We start from the raw sequence: 13,757 nt of genomic DNA on the forward strand, positions 1-13,757 counted from the left end.
CACTGCGCACCCTGACCCGCGAACACGAACGCCGTCCGACCACCCGAACGGGCAACCCCCGACACCACCCCGGCCGCACCCGACCCGGCCACCAGACCGCCCAGCCCCGACACCAACTCCTCACGACCGCCACCGACCACCACCGCCCGGTGCTCGAACACCGACCGCGTCGCCGCCAACGACCACGCCACATCCACCGGTTCGAGCGACGGCTGCGCCGACACCCACTCCCGCAACCGGCCAGCCTGAGCCGTCAGCCCCTGCGCCGACCGACCCGACACCACCCACGCGGTGGACCCGTCGAGCTCCAGCAGGGCCGGAGCGACCGGAGCCGCCGCCACCTCCGCGGCCGGCTCGTCCAGGGCGTCCGCGGCGTCGGCGTCCCCGGCCGGCGTCTCCACCGTCTCGGCGTCCCCGGTCGGGGCCTCCTCCAGGATGATGTGGACGTTGGTGCCGCTCATCCCGAAGGCCGACACACCGGCCCGGCGCACCCGCTCGCCGGCCGGCCACGGGACCGGCTGGGCCAGCAGCTCCACCTCACCGGCCGACCAGTCGACCTCCGGGGTCGGCTCCGCCACGTGGAGCGTCGCCGGCAGCCGCTCGTGCTGGAGCGCCAGCACCATCTTGATGATCCCGGCCATTCCGGCGGCCTGCTGGGTGTGCCCGATGTTGGACTTCACCGACCCCAGCCACAGCGGCCGCTCCTCCGGCCGGTTCTGGCCGTAGGTCGCCAGCAGCGCCTGGGCCTCGATCGGGTCGCCCAGCGGGGTACCCGTGCCGTGCGCCTCCACCACGTCGACGTCGGCCGTCGACAGCTTGGCGCTGGCCAGCGCCGCGCGGATCACCCGCTGCTGCGAAGGGCCGTTGGGAGCGGTCAGACCGTTGGACGCACCGTCCTGGTTGATCGCCGAACCGCGTACCACCGCGAGCACCCGGTGCCCGTTGCGGCGCGCGTCGGAGAGCTTCTCCACCACCACGACCCCGGCGCCCTCGGCGACGCCCATGCCGTCCGCCCCGGCCCCGAAGGTCTTGCAGCGCCCGTCGGGAGACAGTCCCAGCGAGCGGCTGAAGTCGGTGAACAGCACCGGGGTGGCCGCCACGAACGCGCCGCCGACCAGGGCCATCGAGCACTCGCCGGAGCGCAGCGCCTGCGCGGCCAGGTGCAGCGAGACCAGCGACGACGAGCACGCGGTGTCGATCGTCACCGCCGGGCCCTCCAGGCCCAGCGTGTAGGACACCCGGCCGGACAGGATGCTGGTGGCGTTGCCGGTCATCACGTGGCCGTCGAGCTCGCCCTGCTTGCCCGTGATCCAGCCGTAGCCGGAGGCGGAGGCGCCCGCGAACACGCCGGTCGCCGAACCGCGCAGCGACGCGGGGTCGATCCCGGCCCGTTCCAGCGCCTCCCAGGCCACTTCGAGCAGCAGCCGCTGCTGCGGGTCCATCGACAGCGCCTCGCGCGGGCTGATCCCGAAGAACCCGGCGTCGAACTGGGTGGCGTCGTAGACGAAGTTGCCCGCCTGCACCTCCGCGGCGCCGGATCCGGGGTCGTCGGCGTCGCCGAAGGCCCACCCCCGGTCCTGGGGCAGTCCGGCCACCGATTCCCGCTGGGCGTCCAGCAGTTCCCACAGGGCTTCGGGGTCGCGGACCCCGCCGGGGAAGCGGCAGCTCATGCCGACGATGGCGATGGGCTCACCACCGGCCGTTTCCAGTTCCTGCAAACGTTGCCGGGTCTCGTGCAGATTAGCGGTCACCCGCTTGAGGAAGTAGCGGAGCTTCTCTTCGCTCACTTACGTCACCTCGTCGAAGAAGTCGCGGCGTTGGCCGAGTCAGTGGATTCCGAGTTCTTTGCCGATGAAATCGAAGACTTCGTCGTCGGTTGACGATTCGAGCTTCTCCGCAACTCCGGTCTCGGCGGTCTGTGCCCGAGCCTCCTTCCACTTGGAAAGGACGACTTCGAGGCGGTTCGTGATCAGCGTGGATTCGTCGTCGCCGGCGAAAGCGGCGAGCATGCCCTCCAGCTTGTCCAGTTCGGCCAGCACGGGCTGGGCCGGACTGGTCTCCTCGGTCAGACCGGCCCGCAGGTGGTCGGCGAGCGCGGCCGAGGTGGGGTAGTCGAACAGCAGGGTGCTGGGCAGGCGCAGGCCGGTGGCCGCGCCCAGCCGGTCGCGCAGTTCGACGGCGGTCAGCGAGTCGGCTCCGAGGTCGTTGAAGGCCCGGTCGGCCTCGACGGACTCGATGCTCGGGTGTCCCAGGACGGCGGCGGCCTCGGTCCGGACCAGATCGGTCAGCAACCGGTCCTGTTCCACCCGGGGCAGTTCCGCCAGCTGCTGTGCCAGCGCGTTCCCGGCCGGCGACTCGGCCGGACCGGTGTCGCCGCCCTTCCCGGCCAGCACCTCGACGACCTCGGGCAGGCTCTCGATCAGCGGGCTGGGCCGGCGCAGCGTGAACGGCGGCGCGAAGCGCGCCCAGTCCACGTCCACGACGGTCATCATCGGGTCGCGGCCGTCGAGCACCTGGGCCAGCGCCCGGATCGCCTGGTCGGGGTCGATCAGGCGCAGACCGCGGCGGGTCATCTGGGCCGCGCCCTCCGCGTCGGTCATTCCGCCGCCGCCCCACGGGCCCCAGGCCACCGAGGTGGCGGCCAGGCCCCGGGCCAGCCGGTTCTCCGCCAGCGCGTCCAGGTAGGAGTTGGCGGCGGCGTAGCCGGCCTGGAGACCACTGCCCCAGGTGGCGGCGATGGAGGAGAACAGGACGAACGCGTCCAGCTCCAGACCGGCCGTCAGCCGGTCGAGGCTGGCGGCGCCCGCCGCCTTGGCGGCCAGGACCGTCGCCAGTTCCTCCACCGAGACGTCGTCCAGCGCGGTCGCCTGCGCCAGACCGGCGGCGTGCATGACCGCGGTCAGCGGCGGGCCGCCCGCACCGATCCTGGCGATCACCCCGGCCAGCGCGGCGTCCTCGGCCGCATCGCAGGCGAAGACGTCGACCTGGGCACCGATCGTCGCCAACTCGGCGGCCAGCGCGGCCGTCCCCGCCGCTCCGGCGCCGGACCGGCTGGTCAGGACGAGCCGCTTGGCGCCCCGGCCGGCCAGCCAGCGCCCGACGTGACCGCCGATCGCGCCGGTCCCGCCGGTGATCAGGACGGTGCCGCGCGGCACGAACTGCGCCGCGCCGTCGCGGGGTCGCGGGGCCCGGGTGAGCCGGCGGCCGAAGATCCCGGCCGGCCGGATCGCGACCTGGTCCTCGCCGCACTCGGCGAGCACCGCGCAGAGCCGCGCCGCGGCCTGCTCGTCGAACTCGGCCGGGAGGTCGATCAACCCGCCGCCGTGGTCAGGGTGTTCCAGGGTGGCGACCCGGCCGAGGCCCCAGCTCTGGGCCTGCACCGGGCTGGTCGGCGCCTCGTCCGGCGTGGCACCGACCGCACCGCGGGTGAGCGCCCACATCGGGGCGTGGACGCCCTGGAGGATGAGGGCCTGGATCAGGGTCTGGGTCCCGGCGAGGCCGTTCGCCAGCACCGGGTGACCGGGCAGCGGCGTCTCGTCCAGGGCCAGCAGCGACACGACGCCGGCGACTCCGGCCTCGGGCAGGGTCGCGGCGATCCGCTCGGCCATCCGCTGCTGGTCGGTGGTCTCCGTGGTCACCATGGTGACCACCTCCGCGCCCCGGGCGGCGAGCGCCCGCGCACAGTCCCGCGTCAACTCCTCCTCGGCCTGGTCGGGCGTGACCACCAGCAGCCAGTGCCCGGCCAGCTCCGCCGGGGCGGGGTCGGCCACCGGCGCCCAGCCGACCCGGTACCGCCAGTTCGCGGTCACCGAGCGGTCCTGCGCCCGGCGGCGCCAGGACGCCAGGGCGGGCAGTACCTCGGCGAGCTGCCGCTGGTCCTCGATCGCCAGGGTGTCCGCGAGCCGGCCCAGGTCCCCGCCGTCGACGGCGGACCAGAACTGCGCCTCGGCGGCCGTGCCGGTACCGTCCCCGCCGGCGTTCGGCGGGGTCTGCACGCCCTTGGGCCAGTACCGCTGGTGGCGGAACGCGTAGGTGGGCAGCTCGACCGGCGTACCGGTCGGCAGCACCGAACTCCACTCCACCGCAGCACCGTTGACGTACGCGCGAGCCAACCCCGTCAGCAGGCTCGTGACGCTCTCGTCGGTCCGCCGCTGGAGCGGGACGAAGACCGCCCCCTCGCTCCCGCTACCGGCCACGATGTCCGGGCCCAGCGAGGAGAGCGACCCGTCGGGGCCGACCTCGACGAACACCGAGACACCCTGGCGGGCCAGCGTCGCCACCGCGTCCGCGAAGCGCACCGCTCCCCGCGTCTGGGCCGGCCAGTAGCCCGCCTCGGGCTCGGTGACCAGCTCACCGGTGAGCGTGCCCGCCCACATCAGGTTCGGCCGGTGGTACTCCAACCCGGCCGTGACGGCGGTGAGTTCGTCCAGCACCGGGTCCATCGCCGGGGAGTGGAAGGCGTGCGAGACCCGCAGCCGCCGCACCCGGCGACCCCGCTCCCGCCACAGCTCCACCACGTGGTCCACCGCGTCGGCCTCACCCGAAACCACCACGGACTCCGGGCCGTTGACCGCCGCGATCACCACACCGGGCACCAGCTCCGCCAGCACCTCCGCCTCCGGCGCGTTCACCGCAGCCATCGCCCCGCCCGCCGGCAGCGCCTGCATCAACCGAGCCCGCGCCGCCACCAGCCGCACCGCGTCCGGCAGCGCCAGCACCCCGGCCACATAAGCGGCCGCGACCTCACCCACCGAATGACCGACCACCGCGTCCGGCGTCACGCCCGCGGCCTCCAGCACCGCCGCGACGCCCACCTCGAAGGCGAACAGACCGGCCTGCGCGTACAGCGTCTGCTGCGCCAGCGCCTCGTCCACACCCTCGGCGCCGAGCACGACGTCCCGGACCGAGACGCCCAACTCCAGCTCCAGCAGCCCGCACACCCGGTCGAAGACCTCGGCGAAGACCGCACTGCCCTCGTACAGCCCCCGGCCCATCCCGACCCACTGCGAACCCTGACCGGCGAAGACCAGACCCACCCGGGCACCCGGCCGCGCCACACCCGACACCACCGCGGCCGAAGACGCCCCGGCGGCCAGGCTCCGCAGGCCACCCAGCAGTTCGGCCGGCCCGGTACCCAGCACGACCGCCCGGTGCTCGAACGCCGAACGCGTCGCCGCCAGCGACCACGCGACATCCGCCAGGTCCACCGACGGCCGCGCCGCCACCCAGTCGTGCAGCCGCTCCGCCTGGGCCGTCAGCCCCTCGGCCGTCCGGCCCGAGACCAGCCACGCACCGGCGCCCGGGAGGACCGGCGCCGCGTCGAGGTCCTCGGGCGCCTCCTCCGCCTCGACGGCCGCCGGCGCCTCCTCGACGATGACGTGCGCGTTGGTGCCGCTGATCCCGAAGGCCGACACACCGGCCCGGCGCGGGCGGTCCCCGGCGGGCCACGGCACCGGCTCGGCCAGCAGCCGCACCTCGCCCGCCGACCAGTCCACGTGCGGCGAGGGCTCGTCCACGTGCAGGGTCCTCGGCAGCTCCTCGTGCTGGAGCGCCAGCACCATCTTGATCACCCCGGCCATACCGGCGGCGGCCTGGGTGTGCCCGATGTTGGACTTCACCGACCCCAGCCACAGCGGCTGCTCCCCGGCGCGTTCCTGGCCGTAGGTGGCCAGCAGGGCCTGCGCCTCGATCGGGTCCCCGAGCGGGGTGCCCGTGCCGTGCGCCTCCACCGCGTCCACGTCGGCGGCGGTCAGCCCGCCACTGGCCAGTGCCGCCCGGATCACCCGCTGCTGCGAAGGCCCGTTCGGTGCCGTCAGACCGTTGGAGGCGCCGTCCTGGTTGATCGCCGAACCACGCACCACCGCGAGCACCCGGTGCCCGTTGCGGCGGGCGTCGGAGAGCCGCTCCAGCACCACCATGCCGGCGCCCTCGCCCATGCCCATGCCGTCGGCCGCGGCCGAGAACGCCTTGGAGCGGCCGTCCGCCGCCAGTCCGCGCTGCCGGGCGAAGCCCACCATCTCCCACGGCGTCGCCATCACGGCGACCCCGCCGACCAGCGCCAGCGAGCACTCGCCCGACCGCACCGACCGGGCGGCCGTGTGCAGCGCCACCAGCGAGGACGAGCAGGCCGTGTCCACCGTGAGAGCCGGGCCCTCCAGGCCCAGGACGTAGGAGACCCGGCCGGAGATGATGCTGGTCGCGTTGCCGGTCACCAGGTGGCCCTCGACCTGCGCGGCGCCGTCCTGGCCGCCGAGCTGCATGCTGGCCAGCGCGTAGTTCGACGAGTAGCCGCCGATGAACACACCGGTGCGCGAGCCGCTCAGCGAGGCCGGGTCGAGTCCGGCGGACTCCAGGGCCTCCCAGGACAGTTCGAGCATCAGCCGCTGCTGCGGGTCCATCGCCAGCGCCTCGCGCGGGCTGATCCCGAAGAAGCCCGCGTCGAACCGGCTCGCCTGGTGCAGGAAGCCGCCCTCCCGCGCGTAGCTGGTCCCGGCGTGCGACGGATCGGGGTCGAAGAGCGCCTCCGCGTCCCAGCCGCGGTCCTGCGGGAGGCCGGAGATGCCCTCGCCGCCGACCGCCAGCAGGTCCCAGAGCTGCTCCGGGGTGTCGAGCCCGCCGGGGAACCGGCAGCTCATCGCCACGATGGCGACCGGCTCGTCGTCGGAGACGGCGGCCGTCGGCACGGCCCGCGCCGACGCGTGTCCGGCCAGGGCGCCGAGCAGCTCCGTCCGCAGGTGCTCGGCGAGCACCGTCGGGGTGGGGTAGTCGAACATCAGCGTCGTCGGCAGCCGCAGCCCGGTCGCGGTGGCGATCCGGTTGCGCAGCTCGACCGAGGTCAGCGAGTCGAAGCCCAGCTCGCTGAAGGCGCGCCCGGCCTCGACGTCGTCGGAGCTCGCGTGCCCGAGCACGGCGGCCGCCTCGTCGCGGATCGTGTCCACCAGGATCCGGTCCTGCTCGGCCCGCGACAGGCCGCTCAGGCTCCGGGCCAGCTCGCCCTCGGCCTGTGGTCCGCCGGCGCTCTCGGTGCGCTGCGCCGCCTTCAGCCGCTGGGCGTCCGGCAGGGCGCGCAGGAACGGCACGTCCAGGATCTGGGCCTGGCCGGGCGCGGCCGCGAAGGCGGGCCAGTCCAGGTCCATGACGGTCAGCACGGTGTCCGGGCCGGCCAGCACGCCGCCCAGCGCCTTGACCGCGAGCTCGGGGTCCATCAGGACCTCCCAGCGGTTGCGGCGCAGCCGCTGCCGGGCCGCCTCGCTGCCGCCGGACACGCCCTCGCCGGCCCAGGGGCCCCAGGCCACCGAGCGGGCGGGCAGGCCGCGGGAGCGCCGATGCTCCGCCAGCGCGTCCAGGAAGGCGTTGGCGGCCGAGTAGTTGGCCTGGCCCGCGCCGCCGAAGGTGGCGGCGGCCGAGGAGAACAGCACGAACGCGTCGAGGTCGAGGTCCGCGGTGAGCTCGTCGAGGTGGACGGCGCCGGCGGCCTTGGGCGCGAGGGCACTCGCCAGCCGGTCGTTGTCGAGGCCGTCGAGGACGCCGTCGTCGAGCACACCGGCGGTGTGCAGGACGGCGGTCAGCGGCGGGCCGCCCGCGGCGATCCGGTCGATCACCCCGGCGAGGTCGGCGCGCTCCGCGCTGTCGCAGCAGCTGATCTCGACGTCCGTCCCGGCGGCCGCCAGACCCGCGGCCAGGGCCACGGCGCCCCGGGCGGCGGCTCCGGAGCGGCTGGCCAGCACGATCCGCTCGGCGCGGCCGGCCAGCCAGCGGGCCACGTGCCCGCCGACCGCTCCGGTCCCGCCGGTGATCAGCACGGTGCCGCGCGGCGTCCAGTCCGGGCCGGGCGCGGGCTGCGGGGCCCGGGTCAGGCGGCGGCCGAGGATCCCGGCGGGGCGGATCGCCACCTCGTCCTCACCGCAGCCGGCGAGGACGGTGCACAGGCGGCTCGCCGCCCGGTCGTCGAGCACGGCGGGCAGGTCGATCAGACCGCCCCAGCGGTCCGGCTGTTCCAGGAAGACGACCCGGCCGAGGCCCCAGACCTGCGCCTGCACGGGGTTGGTCAGCGGGTCGCCCGGGCCGGTGGCGACCGCCCCGGAGGTGAGCGTCCACAGCGGGGCGGTGATCGCGGCGTCGGCCAGTGCCTGCAGCAGGGCCAGACCGGCTGCCAGGCCGGCCGGCACCACGGGCCGCTCCGCGAGCGGTGTCTCGTCCAGGCCGAGCAGCGACACCACGCCGGTCACGCGCGGTGCGGCCTCGTCGGTGGCGTCGCGCAGTGCCCGGACGAGGTCGGCGGCCAGCGGCTCGCGCCGGGCCGTCCCGGTCTCGACCTCGACGACCTCGACCCGGGCACCCCGCGCGGCCAGCGCGCGGACGCACGCCTCGACGAGGTCCGCGGTGCGGCCGGTGCGGTGCGCCGGGACGGCCACCAGCCAGGTGCCGGCCGGCTTGGCCGGGGCCGGGTCGGTGACGGGGGCCCAGGCGACCCGGTAGCGCCAGGCGCCGGTGACGTCCCGGTCCCGTTCGCGGCGCCGCCAGGACGCCAGCGACGGGAGCACCTCGCCGAAGGAGCGCTGTCCGTCCACGGCGAGCGTGTCGGCGAGCTGCTGGAGGTCGCCGCCCTCGACGGCGGCCCAGAACCGGGCCTCGGCCTCCGACGACGTGCCGTCCCCGCCGGCCGCGACCGGCGCGGCCGCGCGGGAGCCGGTGAGCCAGTACCGCTGGTGCTGGAAGGCGTAGGTGGGCAGGTCGGTGCGCCGCCCGGCGGGCAGGACCCTGCGCCAGTCGACGGGCGTGCCGCCGACGTGCACCTGGGCGAACGCCGCGAGCAGTCGGCGCGGGCCGCTGTTCTCGCGGTCCAGCGTCCCGGTGATCACCGGGACGCCGGCCGTGCCCAGGTCCTCGATCGTGTCGGCGATCCCGGTGGTCAGCACCGGCTGCGGGGAGACCTCGACGAAGGTCCGGTTCCCGGCCGCGGCCAGCTCCCGGACCGCCTCGTCGAAGCGGACCGTGCGGCGGACGTTGGCGAACCAGTAGCCGGCGTCCAGCTCCGGGCCGTTCATCCAGCGGCACTCGACCGTGGAGAACAGCGGGACCCGCCCGGCCCCCGGCCGGATCCCCGCCAGCCGCTCGGTCAGCACGCCTTCCAGTTCCTCGACCCCGGCCGAGTGCGCCACGAAGTCGGTCACCGGGATCGGCCAGCGCATCACCCGCCGGGCCGCCAGCTCGGCGCCGAACTCCGCCAGCGCCTCGGTCTCGCCGGAGACCACGGTGGCGGCGGGCCCGTTCACCGCGGCGACCGCCAGCCGGTCGCCCCACGGGGCCAGTACCTCGCGCACCGCCGCGACGGGCATGACGACCGACAGCATCCCGCCGCCGGTGCCGAGCCCGGACAGCGCCCGGCTGCGGACCGTCACCACCTCGGCCGCGTCCTCGAGCGTCAGGATCCCGGCCACCGTCGCGGCCGCGATCTCGCCCTGCGAGTGGCCGACCACCGCACCCGGGGTGACGCCCGCGGCCTCCCAGACGGCGGCCAGCGACACCATCACCGCCCACAGCGCCGGCTGGACGACATCGGCGCGGTCCAGCGCGGGCGCGCCGTCCGCACCGGCCAGCACCTCGGTCAACGACCAGTCGACGTGCGGGGCCAGGGCCCGCTCGCACTCGGCGAGCCGGGCCGCGAACACCGGCGAGACCGCCAGCAGCTCCCGGCCCATGCCCTCCCACTGGGCGCCCTGCCCGGGGAAGACGAAGACCGCCTCGCTCGCCTCGGTGGCCGCGGTCGTGCCGGCGACCACCCCGGGGGCGCGCTCCCCGGCGGCCACCGCGGCCAGGCCCTCGGCCAGCTCGGCGCGGTCGGTGCCGGTCACCACGGCCCGGTACTCGTACACCGAGCGGGTCGCCGCCAGCGACCAGGCCACGTCCGCCGGGTCGAGCCCGGGCCGGGCCGCCAGGTACTCGCCCAGCCGGGCCGCCTGCCTGCGCAGACCGTCCGCCGTCCGCCCGGACACCACCCAGGCGCCGGCGCCGGGGGCGTCGAAGAGGGCCGGGGCCGGGTCGTCCCCGGCGGGCGCCTCGACGGCCGCCGGCTCGGGGGCCTCCTCCAGGATCAGGTGGGCGTTGGTGCCGCTGACCCCGAAGGAGGACACCCCGGCCCGGCGCGGCCGTCCGTCCGTCTCCCACGGCCGCGACTCCGTGAGCAGCCGGACGTCCCCGGCCGACCAGTCCACGTACGGCGAGGGCTCGTCCGCGTGCAGCGTGGCCGGCAGGTTCCTGTGCTGCAGCGCCAGCACCATCTTGATCAGACCGCTGACACCGGCCGCGCCCTGGGTGTGACCGATGTTGGACTTCACCGACCCCAGCCACATCGGCCGGCCCTCCGGCCGGTCCTGGCCGTAGGTGGCGATCACCGCCTGGGCCTCGATCGGGTCGCCGAGCACCGTGCCGGACCCGTGCGCCTCGACCACGTCCACGTCGGCGGTGGTCAGCCCCGCGTCGGCCAGGGCCGCCCGGATCACCCGCTGCTGCGAGGGGCCGTTCGGCGCGGTCAGACCGTTCGACGCGCCGTCCTGGTTCACCGCGGAGCCGCGCACCACGGCCAGTACCGGGTGCCCGTTGCGGCGGGCGTCGGAGAGGCGCTCCAGCACCACCATGCCCGCGCCCTCGGCGATGCCCATGCCGTCCGCCCCGGCCGAGAACGACTTCGACCGGCCGTCGGGGGACAGCCCCCGCTGCTTGCTCACCCAGACGAAGAGATCCGGCGTGGAGGCGATGAACGCGCCACCGGCGAGCGCCAGCGAGCACTCGCCCGAACGCAGCGCCTGGCTGGCCAGGTTGACCGCGACCAGGGCCGACGAGCAGGCCGTGTCGACGGTGACCGCGGGGCCCTCCAGGCCGAAGGTGTAGGCCACCCGGCCGGAGAGCACGCTGGTGGTGGTGCCCGTCAGCAGGTGCGCCTCCAGGCCCTCCGAGGCGTCCGGCCCGACCAGGCCGTACCCCGCGTAGCTCGCACCCGCGAACACGCCGGTGCGGCTGCCGCGCAGCGCCGCCTGGGAGATGCCGGCCCGCTCCAGGGCCTCCCAGGAGGTCTCCAGCAGGAGCCGCTGCTGCGGGTCCATGGCCAGCGCCTCACGGGGGCTGATGCCGAAGAAGCCGGCGTCGAACTCGGCCGCGTTGTAGACGAATCCGCCCTGACGCACGTACGCCGTGCCGGGGTTCTCCGGGTCCGGGTCGTAGAGGCCGTCCAGGTCCCAGCCGCGGTCCTGCGGGAAGGCACCGATCGCGTCCGTGCCCGAGTCGAGGATCTCCCAGAGCTCCTCCGGGCTCCGCACCCCGCCGGGGAAGCGGCAGCCCATGCCGACGATGACCACCGGGTCGTCATCCGCCGCCGCCCGGCCGGTGACGGCGACCGCACCGGCGTTCGCGGTCCGGTCGCCCAGCAGCTCGGTCCGCAGGTAGCCGGCCAGCACCACCGGGCTCGGGTAGTCGAAGAGCAGCGTGGCGGGCAGCTTGAGGCCGGTGGCGGCGCCCAGCCGGTTGCGGAGCTCGACGGCGGTCAGCGAGTCGAAGCCCAGCTCGCTGAAGGCCCGGCCGCTGCCGATGGCCTCCGGCGAGGAGTACTCCAGCACCGCGGCGGCCTCGGCCCGGACCAGGGTGACCAGCGTGCGGTCCTGCTCGGCGGCCGGCAGGTCGGCCAGCTGCCGGCGCAGGGGCGTGCCGGCCTCCCGGTCGACGGCCGGGTCGGGCCCGTCGCCGGCCAGCGCCCCGGCGACCTCGGGCAGGTGCTCGATCAGCGGGCTGCGCCGGCGCAGCGTGAACGGCGGGGCGAACCGCGCCCAGTCCACGTCGACGACCGTCGTCAGTGCCTCGCCGCCGTCCAGGATCCGGGACAGCGCGCGGGTGGCCGGGTCGGGGCCCAGCAGCCGCAGCCCGCGCCGCTCCAGCTGGGCCGCGTCGTCCCCGGAGCCCATCGCGCCGACGCTCCACGGGCCCCAGGCCACCGAGGTGGCGGCCAGGCCCCGGGCCAGCCGGCGCTCCGCCAGGGCGTCCAGGGAGGCGTTGGCGGCGGAGAATCCGGGCTGCTGGCCACCGCCCCAGACGGCGGCGACCGAGGAGAACAGGACGAAGGCGTCGAGGTCCAGGTCGGCGGTCAGCTCGTCCAGCCACCGCGCGGCCTCCGCCTTGACCGCGAGCACGGCGGCGAGGTCCGCGAGGCCGAGGTTCTCGACCGGCTGGTTGTCGATGGCCTCCGCGAGGTGCAGGACGGAGGACAGCGCGGGGCCGGTCGTGGCGATCCGGTCGAGCAGGCCGGCCAGCTCGGACCGGTCGGCCGCGTCGCAGGCCAGCACGTCCACCCGGGAGCCCCGGGCGGCCAGTTCGGCCGCCAGCGCGGCGACACCGGGAGCGGCGGGACCCGCGGCGCTGCTCAGCACCAGCCGGGACGCACCGCGGTCGGCCAGCCAGCGGGCGACGTGCCCACCGATGGCGTCGGTGCCGCCGGTGACCAGGGCGGTGCCACCCGGCGTCCAGTCCCGGCCCGCCTTGGGCTGCGGCGCGCGGGTCAGGCGACGGCCCAGCACACCGGTCTGCCGGATGGCGACCTGGTCCTCGCCGCAGCCGGCCAGCACGGCGGCCAGCTGGGTGCCCGCCCGGTCGTCCAGCACCTCGGGCAGGTCGATCAGACCGCCCCAGCGGTCGGGGTGTTCAAGTGCGACGACCCGGCCGAGGCCCCAGACCTGGGCCTGCGCCGGACCGGCCGGCACCTCGCCCGGCGTGGCCGCGACGGCGCCGCGGGTGGCGACCCAGAGCGGCGCGGCCACCCCGGCGTCGCCGAGGGCCTGGACGAGCGCGAGCGTCGTGCCGAGGCCGGTGGACACCGCCGGGTGGGCCGGCAGGGGGGTCTCGTCGGTCGCCAGCAGCGACAGCACGCCGGACAGCTCCCCGCCGTCCGGCAGCGCCTCGGCGAGCAGTGCGGCGAGGTCCGCCCGGTCGACCGTCCCGGCCGGGACGTCGAGGGACACCGCCTCGGCGCCGCGGGCGGTCAGGGCCGCCGTGCACTGCCGGGCCAAGGCCTCGTCGGCGGTACCGCTCGGGGTGACGACCAGCCAGCGACCGGCGGGCGCGGCGGCGGACTGCTCCGTCACCGGGGCCCAGGTCACCCGGTAGCGCCAGGCCTCCGTGACCGAGCGGTCCTGCTCCCGGCGGCGCCAGGACGCCAGTGCGGGCAGCACCTCGGCGAGGCGCTGCTGGTCCTCGATCGCCAGGGTGTCCGCCAGCCGGGCCAGGTCGCCGCCCTCGACGGCGGCCCAGAACTGCGCTTCCGCCGCCGTGCCGGAGCCGTCCCCGCCGACGGTGACGGTCCGGGCCGGGGCCTGGAGCCAGTACCGCTGGCGCTGGAAGGCGTAGGTCGGCAGCTCCACCGTCTCGGCGGCGGGCAGCACCGTCTTCCAGTCCACCGACAGGCCGCCGACGTAGGCCTGCGCGAACGCCGTGAGCAGGCGTGTGGCCCCCGCGTTGTCACGCTCCAGCGAGCCCACCGTCAGGACATCGGCGACACCGGCGTCCTCGGCCGTCTCCGCCACCGCCGCGGTGAGGACCGGGTGCGTCGAGACCTCGACGAACGAGCCGTAACCGCCACCCAGCAGGGTGCGAACGGCCTCCTCGAAACGGACCATCCGCCGCAGGTTCGCGAACCAGTAGCCCGCGTCCACCTCCGTACCGGACAACCACTCGCCCGTCACCGTCGAGATCATCGGAACACGACCCGCCCGCGG

2 protein-coding genes are annotated in these 13,757 nt (G+C 75.8%); both read right to left on the reverse strand.

The window, feature by feature from the left end:
• A partial coding sequence (locus ABZ495_RS35795; protein WP_359840116.1) for a type I polyketide synthase occupies positions 1-1,787 on the reverse strand: 1,787 nt, incomplete at its 3' end.
• Between the two features lie 39 nt (positions 1,788-1,826).
• Positions 1,827-13,757, reverse strand: an 11,931-nt coding sequence (locus tag ABZ495_RS35800) for a type I polyketide synthase (protein WP_359840117.1), incomplete at its 5' end; no start/stop codon positions are given.

Source organism: Kitasatospora sp. NPDC005748 (genome assembly GCF_040630735.1).
In the GTDB taxonomy this organism is placed as follows: Bacteria; Actinomycetota; Actinomycetes; order Streptomycetales; family Streptomycetaceae; genus Kitasatospora.